Annotated in this window: 10 protein-coding genes, 1 tRNA gene and 1 pseudogene; 4 read left to right on the top strand and 8 right to left on the bottom strand. The window is 74.6% G+C overall.

Features of this window, described 5'->3' with window-relative positions; translation table 11 throughout:
* Nucleotides 1-168: 168 nt before the first annotated feature.
* Both D9V36_RS27645 and D9V36_RS27640 read left to right on the top strand, forming a co-directional pair.
* Nucleotides 169-1,032, top strand: a complete 864-nt coding sequence (locus tag D9V36_RS27645) for an alpha/beta fold hydrolase (RefSeq protein WP_129296125.1) — start codon at nucleotides 169-171, stop codon at nucleotides 1,030-1,032.
* Nucleotides 1,033-1,164: 132 nt separating this feature from the next.
* A tRNA-Cys gene (locus D9V36_RS27640) sits at nucleotides 1,165-1,236 on the top strand.
* A gap of 197 nt (nucleotides 1,237-1,433) precedes the next feature.
* Here the strand turns inward: D9V36_RS27640 and D9V36_RS27635 are convergent.
* From D9V36_RS27635 to D9V36_RS27610, 6 genes and pseudogenes are all read right to left on the bottom strand, one after another.
* Nucleotides 1,434-3,776 (bottom strand): xanthine dehydrogenase family protein molybdopterin-binding subunit, encoded by a 2,343-nt coding sequence (locus D9V36_RS27635; protein WP_129296124.1) that lies wholly within the window; start codon nucleotides 3,774-3,776, stop codon nucleotides 1,434-1,436.
* A 100-nt stretch (nucleotides 3,777-3,876) separates the two neighbouring features.
* On the bottom strand, nucleotides 3,877-6,318 hold the full coding sequence (locus tag D9V36_RS27630; RefSeq protein ID WP_129296123.1) for a (2Fe-2S)-binding protein: 2,442 nt from the start codon (nucleotides 6,316-6,318) through the stop codon (nucleotides 3,877-3,879).
* A 100-nt stretch (nucleotides 6,319-6,418) separates the two neighbouring features.
* The gene (locus D9V36_RS27625; RefSeq protein WP_129296122.1) at nucleotides 6,419-7,315 is read right to left on the bottom strand and encodes an FAD binding domain-containing protein; all 897 of its coding nucleotides are present in this window, start codon (nucleotides 7,313-7,315) and stop codon (nucleotides 6,419-6,421) included.
* A 362-nt stretch (nucleotides 7,316-7,677) separates the two neighbouring features.
* Nucleotides 7,678-8,390: pseudogene (locus tag D9V36_RS42235) on the bottom strand (family 20 glycosylhydrolase); the annotation flags it as partial.
* A gap of 176 nt (nucleotides 8,391-8,566) precedes the next feature.
* Nucleotides 8,567-8,860 carry a DUF3039 domain-containing protein gene (locus tag D9V36_RS27615; RefSeq protein ID WP_026169910.1) on the bottom strand — a complete coding sequence of 98 codons (294 nt, stop codon included), beginning with the start codon at nucleotides 8,858-8,860 and terminating at the stop codon, nucleotides 8,567-8,569.
* The gene (locus D9V36_RS27610; protein ID WP_129298733.1) at nucleotides 8,847-10,028 is read right to left on the bottom strand and encodes an MFS transporter; all 1,182 of its coding nucleotides are present in this window, start codon (nucleotides 10,026-10,028) and stop codon (nucleotides 8,847-8,849) included. The genes D9V36_RS27615 and D9V36_RS27610 overlap by 14 nt, the downstream gene beginning before the upstream one ends.
* Nucleotides 10,029-10,159: 131 nt before the next feature.
* Here D9V36_RS27610 and D9V36_RS27605 point away from each other — a divergent pair, with 131 nt between their 5' ends.
* The gene (locus tag D9V36_RS27605) at nucleotides 10,160-11,239 is read left to right on the top strand and encodes a LysR family transcriptional regulator (protein WP_129296121.1); all 1,080 of its coding nucleotides are present in this window, start codon (nucleotides 10,160-10,162) and stop codon (nucleotides 11,237-11,239) included.
* Between the two features lie 61 nt (nucleotides 11,240-11,300).
* Here D9V36_RS27605 and D9V36_RS27600 read toward each other — a convergent pair whose 3' ends face one another.
* Together D9V36_RS27600 and D9V36_RS27595 are read right to left on the bottom strand one after the other, a co-directional pair.
* Nucleotides 11,301-11,981, bottom strand: a complete 681-nt coding sequence (locus D9V36_RS27600; protein ID WP_129296120.1) for a hypothetical protein — start codon at nucleotides 11,979-11,981, stop codon at nucleotides 11,301-11,303.
* Nucleotides 11,982-12,236: 255 nt separating this feature from the next.
* Entirely contained in the window at nucleotides 12,237-12,908 is a 672-nt protein-coding gene (locus D9V36_RS27595) for a YqgE/AlgH family protein (protein ID WP_129296119.1), read from the bottom strand.
* 295 nt (nucleotides 12,909-13,203) lie between these two features.
* On the opposite strand from D9V36_RS27595, the gene murA reads away from it, so the two are divergent.
* Entirely contained in the window at nucleotides 13,204-14,550 is a 1,347-nt protein-coding gene (gene murA, locus D9V36_RS27590) for a UDP-N-acetylglucosamine 1-carboxyvinyltransferase (protein ID WP_129296118.1), read from the top strand.
* Nucleotides 14,551-14,674: the final 124 nt, after the last annotated feature.

Here is a 14,674-nt window from a genome sequence, read left to right as displayed (position 1 = left end):
GGGCCAGCGTAAGGGCCGTACGACGTCGGTGCCCCTGTCCGGAGACGGGAACCGGCTCGTCCGAAGGACCTACGCCGCGGAGCCGGGGGACGCTCCGACGGTTCGGCGACCCGGCACCACACGGCCCGGACCGGCGGTACATCGCCCGCCGTCGGGCAGGCTGTCCTCATGCCGCACTTCCGCACCTACGACGACGCCGAGCTCCACTACCGCGTGCTCGGCCCGGCCGACTCGCCCCTGCCGCCCCTGGTGTGTCTGGCCGGCGGCCCCGGACGGGATGCCGCGTACCTGGGCGACCTCGGCGGGATGAGCGCACACCGGCAGCTGATCCTTCCGGACAGCCGCGGCACCGGCGCCTCCCCGGCCGCCGCCGACCCCTCCCGTTACGCCTTCCCGCAGCTCGCCGAGGATGTCGAGGCCCTGCGCGCGCACCTGGGCCTGGAGCGGTTCGCCCTGCTCGCGCACGACGCGGGGGCCGCGGTCGCCCAGGCGTACGCGGCGAGGCACCCGCAGCGGCTGACCCGGCTGGTCCTGGTCTGCCCCGGCTCCCGGCTGCAGGGCGAACTCCCCGACGACGCACGGGAGATCTTCGCCGCACGCGAGCACGAGCAGTGGTGGCCACAGGCCTCGGCGGCGGTGCGGCAACTGGCCGAGACCTCCGACATGGACGAGGTACGGGCGCTGCTGTTCGCCGCGGCGCCGCTCGCCTACGGGCGCTGGGAGGAGCCACAACAGGCCCATGCCGCCACGGAGGGCGAACAGTTGGGGCCGGTACCGCGGGCCGGTTTCTGGCAGGGCGTGGACGAGCAACTGCGAGAGGCCCTGGCCTCGGGGCTGGGAGACGTGAGCTGCCCGGTGCTGGTGGTGACCGGTGACCGCGACGGGGTGACGGGCATGCGCGCCGGCGAGCTGGTGGCCGAATCGTTCCCCGACGCACGGGTCCGCCCGCTCCACGAGGTGGGCCACTACCCCTGGGTGGACGCCCCGGAACTGTTCGGCCCGGCAGTGGAGGACTTCCTGCACTCGGCCTGAGCCCCCGAGCCTCACTTCATGAACGGCATGTTGCCCCGCGTTGCCCCGTATTGCAGCTTCACGCCACTTCGCTCCGCACTCTTGCCGAACACCCCACCACGCGGCATACAGTCAGGTTCAGCACACCAACCCGGCCGTGTGCCCGAGTGGTTCAGGGGCTCGCCTGCAAAGCGAGTTACGTGGGTTCGAATCCCGCCACGGCCTCTATAGCCTCCGACCAGGGGCGACGGATGGGCCGGTCTCCTCTAGGGGAGACCGGCCCACCACTGTTCGTCGGTCGTTCGGTTTCTTGACCTGCATGTCCGGTCGCTTGAGGCGAATCCGGTGCTCGCTCTTCAGCTGCGGTTCCAGAGCCGCACGGCCGCACCTCGTCCGCAAGCGCCGGACCGTGTCCCCCCACCTCAAGCCCCCTGCTGCTGCACCGCCTGGGCCACCGCCGCCTGGGGGCGGATCGGGAGGCGGCCGATGGGGCGGCCGGTGGCGGCGCGGACCGCGGAGGCGACGGCTGCCGGTGCGGTGACGACCGGGACCGCGCTGGCGGGCTTGGCGCCGAAGGGGGCGATCACGTCCCGTTCCTCGACGAGTTTGACGATGCGGATGTCCGGGGCGTCCAGGGCGGTCGGCAGCGCGTAGCCGGTGAGGTCGGGGTGGCGGACCTGGCCGCGGGTGGTGCGCAGGTTCTCCATCAGGGCGGCACCGAGGCCCTGGGTGACCCCGGCCTCGATACGGGCCCGCAGCTGGCGGGGGTTGAGCACCCGGCCCACGTCCTGGGCGACGGTCATCTCCACGACCCGGATGGTGCCGAGCTCGATGTCGACATCGGCGACACAGCGGATCGCGCAGAAGGCGAGACCGACGAACGCGTCGCCCTGGCCGCTCTCGTCCAGCGGATCGGTCGGATGCGGGCGGCACTGGGCGGTGGCCCACAGCTCCTTGCCGTCCAGTGCCTCGGCGACGGTGGTGCTGAGCACCCCGTCGTAGGAGGTGATCTTGCCGTCGTTGATCTGCAGCAGCTCGGTGGACATCCCGAACTTGTGGGCCAGCGGCTGCAGCAGCTGCGTACGGACCATCTTGGCGGCGCGCTCGACGGCGCCGCCGGAGACCCAGGTGTGCCGCCCGTGGCAGGCCGGGCCGGCCGGCGGCTGGTCGGTGTCGACGCCGGCGACATGCACCTCGTCGACGCCGAGCGTCTCCTGCACGATCTGCCGCGCCAGGGTGGAGAACCCCGATCCGGTCTCGACGGCGGCGCAGATGACATGGGCCACCGAGCCGCTGACCTTGACGGTGGCGGTGGAGACCTCGTCGGTGCCCTCGGCGCCGAGCATGTGCACCATGCCCAGCGCGTAGCCGACACCGCGGCGCACCGCGCCCGGTTCGCCCGCCCCCTCGGGGCCGCCCGGCAGCAGCCACTCCGCTTCGGGCGCATCCTTGGGCAGCTCGGGAAGCGGCGCTTCCTTGACGGCGTGCAGGAGTTCGGCGACCGGGGCCGGGCAGGTCACCGTCTGTCCCGTGGGGAGCAGGTCCCCGGTGGCCATGACGTTGCGCAGCCGGATCTCGTCGGGCTCCAGCCCCAGCCGGGCGGCCAGCTTGTCCATCTGGCCCTCGTAGGCGGCACAGACCTGCAGCGCGCCCTCGCCGCGCATATGGCCGGACGGGGGGTTGTTGGTGCGTACCGCCCAGCCGTCGACCACGGCGTGCGGGACGACGTACGGGCCGCAGGAGAAGGAGACGGCGGCGGCCAGCGCGTCGGCGGAGGTGTCCGCGTAGGCACCGGCGTCCATCAGGATCTGGGCCTCCACCTTGACCAGCGTGCCGTCGGCGTCCGCATGGTGGCGGTAGCGCAGCAGCGTGGGGTGGCGGTGGGCGTGCGAGAGGAAGGACTCCTCGCGGGTGGCGGCGAGCTTGACGGGGCAGCCCGTGCGCAGGGCCAGCAGGCCGAGCGGGAGTTGGATGCCGGGGTCCTCGCGGTCGGCGGTGGCGCCGGGCACACCGGTCACCACGACCTTGACCTGGTCCGGTTCCAGCCCGAAGGAGGCGGCGGCGAGATCGCGGTCGGTGTGCGGGTCCGTGGAGGCGGTGTAGATCTCCACCCCGCCGTCGGGGCGCGGCACCGCGAGCCCGGCCTCGGCCCCGATGGGCGCCGGGTCCTGGCGGCCGATCCGGTACAGCCCCTCGACCATCACCTCGCCCACCACATCGGGGTCGCCGTAGCGGAGCGGGATGTGCCGGATGAGGTTGCCGTCCGGGTGCAACGGCTCGGCCTCGAAGGCCAGTTGGGGGTCGGTGACCGCGTCCAGGACCTCGTACTCGACGGCGATGGCGGCAGCCGCCAGGCGGGCCGTGTCGGGGTGCTCGGCGGCCACCGCGGCGATCGGCTCGCCGTGGTGGCGGACCTCGTCCTTGGCGAAGACCGGACGGTCGGCGGTGCCCCGGCCGTGCCCCGCGTCGCCGGGGACGTCCTCGTGCGTGACGACGACCCGCACGCCCGGCATCTCCGCGGCGTGCTTGGTGTCGATCGACAGGATCCGTGCCCGCGGGTGCGGTGAGCGCAGCACCGCGGCCCACAGCAGCCCCTCGGCCCACAGGTCGGCGGCGTACGGGAAGGTGCCCTCGGCCTTGGCCGGTGCGTCGGCGGGCGGCAGGGACACGCCCAGGCCGCGCAGCGGCTCCTCGGCGGGGACCGGGACGCCCGCCGCGGGGGTGGTCGCGGTGACGGCACCCGCGCCGTCGGACGTGCCGCTCATGCCGCAACCTCGCTTCGCCCGGCCTCGCACTCGATCGGCGCGCAGGTCTCGATGTCTGTGCCCCGGCCGCCGGACCGGGGGACCTTCGTTCCGCGCTCGTTCATGCGGAGCCTCCCGTGTGCGGATCCTGGTCGTGCGGGGCGTGGCCCATGGGGTCCGAGGGGCCTGCCTGGTGCGGGATGCGGGCGGTGTCCGCCGGCCCCGTCCCGTCCGCGTCGTCGTCCGCCGGGCCGTAGGCGGCCTCGGCCGACTCCGCACGGGCCTTGACGACCTCGTCGACGGCGTCCAGCACCCCCCGGTAGCCCGAGCAGCGGCAGAGGTTGCCGCACAGCGCCTTACGGGTCTCCAGCTCGCTGGGGGCGTGATTGCCCTCCAGGAGGTCGTGGACGGTCATCGCCATCCCCGGTACGCAGAAGCCGCACTGCACCGCACCGGAGGCGGTCAGCGCGCGCTGCACGTCGGAGGGCTCACCGTTCTGCGCGAGCCCTTCGACGGTACGGACCTCACTGCCCGCCGTGGTGGCCGCGGGCACCAGGCAGGACGCCACCAGCCGGCCGTCCACCTGGACGGAGCAGGCCCCGCACTCGCCCTGCGAGCAGCCGTCCTTGGCGCCGGCCAGGCCCAGCCGCTCGCGCAGCACGTAGAGCAGCGACTCGCCGATCCAGGCGTCGGTGACCGGCCGGTCGATGCCGTTCACCCGCAGGACGTAGGAGGCGGCGGGGTGTTCGTCGAAGGCTTCGGCGGCAGGGGTGTCGGAAGCCTCGGGGGTGTCGGGGGTGTCGGGGGCGCCCGCCACGTCGGCCCCGCCCGGCGCCTCGGCGCCGAGCGGACCCTCGGTGCCACCGGCCGGAATCCCGCTCTCGTTACCGCTGTCGCCGTCGCTGCTGCTGTCGGTGGCTTCGGCGGTGCCGCTGCGGTCCTCGCCGGGGGTCTCGGCAACTCCGGGGGAACCGGCAACTTTGGGGGACTCGGCAACTCCGGGAGGCCCGCTCGTTCCGAGGGTTCCGCTCGTTCCTGGGGTCTCGTCGGCCCCTGCATGTGCGTGCGCCCCGGCATTGCCGGGCGCCCCGGCATTGCCGGGCGCCCCGGCATGAGCGTCCGTCCTGACGTGGTCGTCCGCCACTGAGCTCTCGCCGGTGCGCCCGGCGCCTCGCGGGTCCGCCGGACCATCGAGGTCCGTGCGGCCGCCGAGATCCGTGCGGCCGGTGTGCTCACCGTGCTGCGGCACAGCGTCGTCGGCGTGGCCGTCGGTACCCGGGGCGGCGGGCGTCACGTGCCCGGCCGCGTCCGTGCGCGCGAACTCGCCGGAATCCGCGGGCTGTTCGCCTGCCGCCGCCGGGACCGTCCAGTCGGCCGCGCCGCCGGGCGCGTCCGTCGTCCCGTCGTGCCGCTGCGCCGGCTCCTGCCGCCGCGCCCCGTCGTGCGGCGGCTGCGCCATGTCCCCGGGGGGCGGCCACTGGGCCAGCGCGTCGGCCGGCAGCGACCAGTGCCCGGTCGCCCCGCCTGCCGCGCCGCCTGCCGCCGTGTGCGGGACACCCGCGCCCGTCCCGTACGGGTCGCCGCCCGACGGGTCGGTGCCGCCCGGCCGTTCGGCCTCCGGCTCGGCGCCGTGGCCCGGGAGGCCGTGTTCGTGCGCGTACGGGTCGTCCGCGGCGCCGCCGAAGTGAGCGGGCACCACGCCACCGTGTGAGGCGTCGTGCGGCGCCGCGGGATGCGCTTCGGCTCCGCCGGTGGCGGTCAGCCCGGTGCTGAAGTTCCAGTGCCCGGTACCGGCGGCCGCGCCGGTGTCCGCCGGGTTCCCGGCGCCGTCGTACGCACCGGCGCCCGGGTACCCGCCCCCCTGGTAACCGGTGGCACCCCCGGCCCCCGCAGGACCGTGGTGGTGTCCGTGATGCCCCTCATGGGCAGGGTGGCCCAAATGACCGGAGTGACCGGGGTGGTCAGGCTGACTGATGTGGCCCGGATGTCCGCCCGACGGTGCCGTATACCCCGTCAGTCCGTCGTCGCCGACCAGGTATTCGCCGGATTCCTCCAGGCCGTCGTCCGCCGCCGCGGGGACCGACCAGGTGCCGTGGTTGCCCGCCTCCGGGCTGCCCGCGACGGGCCAGTCCACCGGGTCGCCGTGCCACGACCGGGCGGCCTCGGGGGCGTCGCCGTGGTAGCCCTCGGGGGCGCCGTGGTGGGCCGCGTACTCCGCCTGGGCCGGGTACCCGGCGGACGGGTCGGCGTATCCGGCCGAGGGGTCGGCGAAGGGCATCGTCCACTGGCCGGTGGCCGACGGATCGGTGCCCGCGGCCGGCGGCGTGGGCTCGTGCGGGGTGAAGGAGGCCGGCGGGGTGTAGCCGTGGCCGGGTGCGGCGAGCGGTTCGGTGCCCGGGGTGTTGTACCGGGGCGATCCGCCGCCGTATGCCCCGGTGGCGAAGTCCTCCGGGAGCTGCACGAAGGCCGTCGCCTCCGACTCGTACTCGCCGCCCTGCGGCAGCGGCTGCCAGCCGTGTTCGGGGTGCGGCTGGTACGGATGGCGGTTGTCGGCGTCGCTCATGCCGAGCCCTCACTTCGCTCGGCCCCGCCTTCGCGAGGCGCGCACCTTTCGATGATGATCTCCCGGTCTCCGGCCGGGGGGACCTGCACGCTGCGCTCGCTCATGAGAGCGCCCTCCCCAGTGCGCGGCGGGCCAGGGCGGCCACCGTACGGCGCAGATGGAGTGCGGCCGGCGGCAGGGCGGCCGGTTCCGAACCGTCCTCGGGCGGCGCCGGGTCCGGGATGCAGGCGGCGGCGACGTAGTCACCGAAGGCCGTCAGCGCCTCGGGCACCAGGCCGCGTTCGCCGTCCCAGTCGATGAGCGAGGCCACCCACTGCTCGGCCTCCAGCGGGCGCAGCGGCATGGCGGCGACCGCGCCCACCGCGCAGCGCACCCCGCGCCGGGCCGGGTCCAGGACGAGCGAGACGGAGGCGGTGGCCCGGCCGGGGCCGGTACGGCCGGTGGCCTTGAGGAAGGTCTGCGGGGCGTGCAGCAGCGGCACCCGCACAAAGCCGACGAGTTCGCCGGGGCCCAGCATCTCCCGGCCGGCCAGGAGGTGGCTGACCGGGATCTCACGGCGGCTGCCCCCGGGGCCGGCGATGATCACCGTGGCTTCGAGGGCGGCGAGCACCGGGAGGGTGTCGCCCGTGGGGGCGGAGGTCACGATGTTGCCGCCGAGGGTGCCGGCGTTGCGGACCTGCGGCGGGCCGGCCGCGCGGGCGGCGGCGGCGAGCCCCGGGATCAGCGCGGCGAAGTCGGGGCGTCCCATACGGGCGAGGGTGAGGCCGGCACCGAGCAGCGCATGGCCGTCCAGGTACTGCCAGCCGCGCATCTCGCTGATCCGGCCGAGGCCCACCAGGCCTGCGGGTCTGAGGAGTCCGGCGTTGACCGCCGCCATGAGGTCGGTGCCGCCCGCGACGGGCACGGCGGCAGGCATGGCCGTCAGCGCCGCCACCGCCTCGTCGAGCGAGGCCGGCAACGTCACCGTGTGCGACGCGTGCGGTGCGTGCGTGGTCAAGCCAGCTGCCCCTTCCCCGGTGTCCCGGCAGTTCCGCTCCGCCGTACGGTACGTGCTCACGGCCCGGACGTGGCAACTCTGGCACATCTTCCCGGGCCCCCGGCGCGAGGGTCCGCGAACCGGCGATCCGTCCCCGGACGAGGTGCTGGTCCGGTTTCGTCCGCCGCCGGCCGTGCGGGAACTGCGGTGTGGCGCACCGGCGGAGGCGTCCGGCCGGGCGCACACCGCCGCTACGGCGATGCCGGGTCAGCAGTGCCCGGTACGGCGATACCCGGCCACAAATGTGCCGCGGTGCGGGGTGACGCCGTACCGGACCACCGTCCCAGGGTCCGGCCGTACGGGCGCCCTCCTTGCACGGGGGCTCACACGTTTGGGGGCGCCCCGTCGATCGGGCGTCCGAGCACCCCGGGCCGTTTCTGCCAGGGGTGGGGGCCGCCGGGCGGGCGGTGGCCGACGCCGGGGGCGCCGAGGCGGCGTAGTGGACAACCATCCGCCGGGTGAAGTCCTGGCAGTCGCGGTCGGCCGGTACGGGCAGCCGCGACCGGGCGACCTCGGTGAAGGCGGCCGGTCGGCCAACCGGCCGGCCCGCCGGCCGGGCAAATCCTGGTGATCGAGGCGCTGCTGACGGCCCATGACGTCGGTCCAGGCATGAGCCTGGGTACCGAGGACGTGTGCGGCCTGGTCCGGTCTGGTCTGGCCTGGTCTGGTCTGGTCCGCGGTCAGTTCCGGCGATATGGGCTCGTGGCGGTAGACGCCCTCCGGGGGCCGTACGAAGCCGGTCGGCACCGGCTCGTCCGGGAGGGGTGCTGACGGCGGTCCAGGTACGCCTGCCGTCGGGGCACATCACGACGGCATGGCCGGATTTCGCGGCGGCGACACCTCCCGCGCGGCCGCGCCAGGAGGAGACCGCGGCACCCTCGGCGGTCCGCCTTCCAGGATTCCGTCCCGGCCGGTCAGCCGCGGGCCGCGGGTGGCAGGCGGCGAGCCGGCGGGCGAAGTGCCGGATGGATCGGATGAACCAGCTCTGCAGCCCGCCCTCGCCGACCGGGGCGGTCCGGCGCGAACGGGCCGAAGACCGGCCGTGCCGGGGCGGGATGGGGACGGGTGGCAGGCGGCAGGGCCCCTCACGGGGCGGGGCGCGCCACGGACGGCGGGACGCCTCACGAACGGTGCGGCGTCACCGACGGCGAGGCCCGCCACCGACGGCGAGGCACCCCACGCACGGTGAGGCGCCCCGCGGGACGGCGGCTGCTACTTCTTGCCGCCGTCCTTGCCGCCCTTGTCCTTGTCGCCGCCGGCGCCCATGGACTCGAAGATCTCCTTGCACATGGGGCAGACCGGGTACTTCTTCGGGTCGCGACCCGGGACCCAGACCTTGCCGCACAGCGCCACGACGGGGGTGCCGTCGAGCGCGCTCGCCATGATCTTGTCCTTCTGGACATAGTGGGCGAAGCGCTCGTGGTCGCCGTCGCCGTGCGACACCTGCGGTGTCGGCTCTACGAGGGTCCCCGTACCTGCCCCGCGCTCGGGCTCAAGAGTGCTCATAACAGCCAAGGGTACTCACGCCCGACACCACCCGGGAGCGTCGGCCCGCCACCAGGTGGAGCGCGAGACCCGCCGCCGCCACCCCGGCGGCCACCCACGGCAGCGCGCAGGGCGCAAGTCCCGCCCCGAGCGCCAGCCCGCCGAGCGCCGAGCCGACCGCGCTGCCCAGGTAGAGGGCCGAGTTGTTCAGGGCGAGGGCGATGGTGCCGCGCTCGGCGCGCAGCGCCAGCAACCGGTGCTGCTGGGGGACCTGCAGTGCCCAGCCCGCCGCGCCCCACGCCACCAGTGCGGCCACCGCGCCGGGCAGCGCCACGGAGGCCAGCACCGGCAGCAGCGCCAGCGCCGGCACGATCACCGCCAGCACCCCGCCGGTCAGCAGCCGCGCCCGCCCCGTGCGGTCCACCAGCGGCCCGGCCAGCACACTGCCCAGCACCCCGCCGGCGCCCCAGGCCCACAGGTACGGGGCCACCTCGCCGACCCCGCCCGCCGCGGCCAGTACCGGCGCGAGGTAGGTGTACAGCCCGAGACTGGCCACCGCGGCCAGGAAGGACACCGCCACGACGGGGGCCACCGCGCGGTCCGTGAGGGCCGTCAGCCGGGCGCGTACCGGCACCACGGGCTCGGCCGGGACCGTCGGCAGCAGCGCCGCCAGCCCGGCGAGCGCACCGGCGCCGAGCCCCGTCAGCAGCCACATCGTGGCCCGCCAGCCGGTGTGCTCGGCCAGCAGCACCCCGATCGGTACGCCCAGTACGGTGCCCGCGCTCATGCCGCCCATCACCAGGGCCAGGGCCCGGCCGCGCCGCTCGGGCGGCACGAGTGCGGCGGCCGCCGCCGTGGACAGCGCCGAGTAGACCCCGGCACCGGCGCCCGCGACGGCCCGGGCGAGGAGCAGCGTCCCCAGCGAGGGGGCCAGGGCCGTCGCGCCGTTGCCGAGTGTGAAGACCGCCAGCGCGGCCAGGATCAGCGCCCGCGGCCGGACTCCGGAGAGCAGCCCGGCGACCAGGGGCGCGGAGAGCGCGTACGCGAGCGTGAAGACCGTGACCAGCTGCCCCGCCAGTGCCACCCGGGTCCCGATGTCGTCCGCAAGGACCGGCAGCACCCCTGCCATCACATACGCGTCCAGGCCGAGGGTGAAGGCCCCCAGCGTCAGCAGCCCGACCTTGCGCACCGCGCTCAACTCCCCTGATCGTCCGGGGCGCTGGAGAGTCCCCCGCCCCGGGGTGAACCGACGGATGAAACGTAGGGAGTCTCCGCATGCGCGGGGAAATGCCCGGCGGGGTGCACTTATGCTGGCGCGGCATGAATGACGCCACCGACTCCGACTCCGGCTCCCGCTTGGTCTCCGACTTGGGCTTCGACTCCGGCTCTGACGCCGCCTCCGGTTCCGGGACCGGCGTGAACGTGGACTCCGGCTCAGCCCTCCAGGCCCTCGACGGCATCGAGCTGCGGCACCTGCGCGGCTTCGCCGCCGTGGCCGAGGAGCGCAGCTTCACCCATGCCGCCGACCGGCTGCGGATCGGCCAGCCCGCACTGACCCGGACCGTTCGCGCGCTGGAGAGCCTGGTCGGCACCCGGTTGCTGGACCGTACGACCCGCCGGGTCGAGCTCACCGACGCCGGCCGCCGGCTCCACGCCGACCTCGCACCACTGCTGTCCCGGCTGGCCGACGTGCTGCGCTCGTCCACCGGGCCCGCGGTCCTGCGGCTGGGCTTCACCTCGCTGCTGCCCGCCGCCTGCACCGCTCTCATCGCGGACTTCGAGGCGGCGACCGGCGCCGGCGTCCGGCTGGTGCGCCGCGACTCCCCGCTCGCCGGACTGGAGACCGGGGAGTCGGATATCGCGGTGCTGCGCGGCGAGGTCCCCCAAGGCGCCGGACTGCGCACCACGGCCCTGCTCCATGAGCCACGGGTGGCGGCGGTGCCCCGTATGCCGCTCGCCGCGGGAAGCCGTACGGGCGGACGCACACCGGGCCGCGCGGGGAAGGACCACCTCACGGACGCCCGGGCGGCGGCCCTTCGCGCCGTGGCCCGCCGCCGGGTGCTGGACTGGGCCGAGCTGGCCGGGCTGCCGCTGGTGGTGAACACCGTCACGGGCAGCACCCGGCCGGAGCTGTGGCCCGCCGGCCGGCGGCCCCAACTGTCCTGCACCGCGGGCAATGTCGACGAGTGGCTGGAGGCGGTCGCCGCCGGGCACGGTGTCGGGGTGGCCCCGGAGCCGGTGGCCCGGCGGCACACCCACCCGGGGATCCGCTACCTCCGGCTGAAGAACGCGCCGGCCGTGCCCGTCCACCTGGCGCTGCCGGCCCGCGATGCCCATCCGCCGGCCGAGCGCTTCTTCGCCCTGGCGGCCCGGACCAGGGCGGCGACCGACGGCCGGTGACAGTGACGGTGACAGTGACGGGCCCGCCCCTGCCGGGGACGCGCACCGGGGGTCGCCTCCGCTACGAAGCCACCGCCACCCCGCCCCGGGACCCGGCCGTCAGGCCCAGTTGTGCGGCGAAGGCCAGGGCGGCGTCCGGGCGGACCTCGTACCAGCAGTCCTGGCCGCAGACCGCGTCCAGGAGGGTGGTGATGTCCTGGGCGCCGACCCTGCGGGCCCCGGCGGCGGCGAGGAAGGCGCGGACCGCCGCCTCGGCGTCGACCTCGGTCTCCGTGCGGGCCACCAGGCCCTCGGCGATCTCCCTGACCGCCTCGTCACCGGGCGCGACCCAGCCCATGGCCGTCTCCAGGCCGTCGTCCGGCAGCTTCTCGGGGTACGGCGCGCGGGCCCAGGCGCCGTCCTGCCACCAGTAGACGAAACCGAAGAGGTTTCCCTCGGCGTCCTCGCGCAGCTGCTCACGGGGCAGCCAGGCGGGGCCGCCGGCCAGGAAGTCGACGGGGCGGCCGCCGCTGTGGGTGTGGCTGCCGTCGGAGTCCTGGCCGCAGAGCAGGGCCCGGCCGTCCTCGTAGAGCTTCAGCCGCCACCAGTAGCTTCCGCCGTCGTTCCAGCACTGCAATCCGCGGTCGCTCCAGGAGAATTCGTCCCAGTCGTCCATGGCGGCCGCCACCACCGCCAGCGTCGCGGCGCGCGCCCACAGGTGCTCCGGATGGTCCAGGTCCTCGGGCAGGCTCGGCCTGTGCATGGCGCTCTCCCCCGCTTGTCCAGCGCGGCCCGCCGACGTGGCCACGCACCGTCCCCTGTCGTCTCGAACCATAGCGACGGGGTCCGACAATTCCGCATGACGAAGCCGTCACAATAATCAAGTCGTCAACCAAATCCGGCCCGCGACGCGCCCGCCGGCCCGCCGCCCGACGGGCAAGGGCCGGTTCAGCGACGGTCGGGTGGGCGACGGCAGGGTCGGTGACGGCAGGCTCGGTGACGATCGGCTCGGCGACAGTCAGTTCAGCGACGGATCGTCCGGATACGTGGCCACCATCGCCAGCTCGTTGCGCTGGCGGCGCAGCACCGCGCGCCACAGCTGCTCGGGGTCGGGCGAGGAGACATCGCCGGGCTCGGACTCGACGACGTACCAGGCGCCCTCGACCAGTTCGTCCTCCAGCTGGCCCGGGCCCCAGCCCGCGTACCCGGCGAAGATCCGCAGGCTGCCGAGGACCGCCGCGAGGAGTTCCGGCGGGGCCTCCAGATCGACCAGCCCGATCGCGCCGTGCACCCTGCGCCAGCCCAGCGGCTCGTCACCCGACGGCACGCCCGTCCGGTCCGCTGCCGGCACCCCGGCCGTCTCCGCGCCGTCGCCGCCCGCCCGGGCGCCGCTGTCCACCGACGGGATGCCGCCCTCGCCGGACAGCCCGCCGGGCACCACGGCCACCCCGAGCGCCGAGTCCAGCGAGACCGGACCGCCCTGGAAGACCACCCCCGGCTCACCGGCCAGCGCCGCCCAGGGCGCGAGGATGTCCGCGACGCCGACCGGCGTGGGGCGGTTGAGGACCACGCCGAGGGAGCCCTCCTCGTCGTGGTCGAGGAGGAGCACCACCGCGCGGTCGAAGTTCGGATCGGCGAGCGCGGGCGTCGCGACAAGAAGCCGCCCTGTGAGCGAGGACACCTCGGTCATGGCCACATGATCCCGCACTTCTGCCCGGAGCGGGGAGTCAACGCCCGGACCCGGGCGAGAGCAGGGCAGGGCGTACGGCGGCAGCACCGGCGCACGCCCCGGCACCGGAGCGGCCATTCGCGACATCCCTGGCGTTTCCCGGCAAAAGTCGATTACAGATCAAAGGCGGACCGTAGCGGAGCGTGTTGTGACAAAGCCATTACATGCCCGGAGACCGCACGGGTCTACGGACTCACCCCCGCCCGCCCTTACCATTTCAGCTTGGCCCCTGCCCGTCTCCAGGAACGCGAGATCCATGACCGTCTCTACTGACGACGTACTGCTTGTCCACGGCGGCACCCCGCTCGAGGGCGAGATCCGGGTTCGCGGCGCGAAGAACCTTGTGCCCAAGGCCATGGTCGCCGCCCTCCTCGGCAGCGGCCCCAGCCGGCTGCGCAACGTGCCCGATATTCGCGACGTACGTGTGGTGCGCGGACTGCTGCAGCTGCACGGCGTCACGGTCGGCCCCGGTGACGAGCCGGGCGAACTGGTCCTCGACCCGTCCCACGTGGAGAGCGCCAACGTCGCGGACATCGACGCGCACGCGGGCTCCTCGCGGATCCCGATCCTGTTCTGCGGCCCGCTGCTGCACCGCCTCGGCCACGCCTTCATCCCGGGCCTGGGCGGCTGCGACATCGGCGGCCGCCCGGTCGACTTCCACTTCGACGTGCTGCGCCAGTTCGGCGCGACGATCGAGAAGCGCGCCGACGGCCAGTATCTGGAGGCCCCGCACCGCCTGCGCGGCACCAAGATCCGGCTGCCGTACCCGTCGGTCGGCTCGACCGAGCAGGTGCTGCTGACGGCCGTCCTGGCCGAGGGCGTCACCGAGCTGTCGAACGCCGCCGTGGAGCCGGAGATCGAGGACCTCATCTGCGTGCTGCAGAAGATGGGCGCGATCATCTCCATGGACACCGACCGGACGATCCGGATCACCGGTGTCGACAAGCTCGACGGCTACACCCACCGCGCCCTCCCGGACCGCCTGGAGGCCGCCTCCTGGGCGTCCGCCGCGCTGGCCACCGAGGGCAACATCTTCGTCCGCGGCGCGCAGCAGCGGTCGATGATGACCTTCCTCAACACCTTCCGCCGGGTCGGCGGCGCCTTCGAGATCGGCGACGAGGGCATCCGCTTCTGGCACCCGGGCGGCCTGCTCAACGCCATCGCCCTGGAGACCGACGTCCACCCCGGCTTCCAGACCGACTGGCAGCAGCCGCTGGTCGTCGCGCTGACCCAGGCGTCGGGCCTGTCGATCGTGCACGAGACGGTCTACGAGTCCCGGCTCGGCTTCACCTCCGCGCTCAACCAGATGGGCGCGCACATCCAGCTCTACCGGGAGTGCCTGGGCGGCAGCGCCTGCCGCTTCGGGCAGCGCAACTTCCTGCACTCCGCGGTCGTCTCCGGACCGACCAAGCTGCAGGGCTCCGACCTGGTCATCCCCGACCTGCGCGGCGGCTTCTCGTACCTGATCGCGGCACTGGCGGCGCAGGGCACCTCCCGGGTGCACGGCATCGACCTGATCAACCGCGGCTACGAGAACTTCATGGAGAAGCTCGTGGAGCTGGGTGCCGACGTCGAACTGCCGAACGGCGCGCTGCCGAACTGAGCGAGCGGCGCCCGACCGGCCGGGCGGACGGCCGCCCTGCCGATCGAGCGCCGGAGGGAGAGCGGCCTTTTGCCGCTCCCCCGGCCCCCGCAGGAGCTGAGCGGGACTCCCCCCGGTGAAGTCC

It is taken from the genome of Streptomyces lydicus (assembly GCF_004125265.1).
Taxonomy (GTDB): Bacteria; Actinomycetota; Actinomycetes; order Streptomycetales; family Streptomycetaceae; genus Streptomyces; species Streptomyces lydicus_C.
Note: the sequence above shows the minus strand (reverse complement) of the source record. Positions and strands in the feature narration are given on the sequence as shown.

Coding starts and splice junctions, on each gene's coding strand:
- D9V36_RS27595 (WP_129296119.1), bottom strand. CDS start 12,908: ATGACCGAGGTGTCCTCGCTCACAGGGCGGCTTCTTGTCGCGACGCCC.
- D9V36_RS27630 (WP_129296123.1), bottom strand. CDS start 6,318: ATGAGCGACGCCGACAACCGCCATCCGTACCAGCCGCACCCCGAACAC.
- murA (WP_129296118.1), top strand. CDS start 13,204: ATGACCGTCTCTACTGACGACGTACTGCTTGTCCACGGCGGCACCCCG.
- D9V36_RS27645 (WP_129296125.1), top strand. CDS start 169: ATGCCGCACTTCCGCACCTACGACGACGCCGAGCTCCACTACCGCGTG.
- D9V36_RS27615 (WP_026169910.1), bottom strand. CDS start 8,860: ATGAGCACTCTTGAGCCCGAGCGCGGGGCAGGTACGGGGACCCTCGTA.
- D9V36_RS27635 (WP_129296124.1), bottom strand. CDS start 3,776: ATGAGCGGCACGTCCGACGGCGCGGGTGCCGTCACCGCGACCACCCCC.
- D9V36_RS27605 (WP_129296121.1), top strand. CDS start 10,160: ATGAATGACGCCACCGACTCCGACTCCGGCTCCCGCTTGGTCTCCGAC.
- D9V36_RS27600 (WP_129296120.1), bottom strand. CDS start 11,981: ATGCACAGGCCGAGCCTGCCCGAGGACCTGGACCATCCGGAGCACCTG.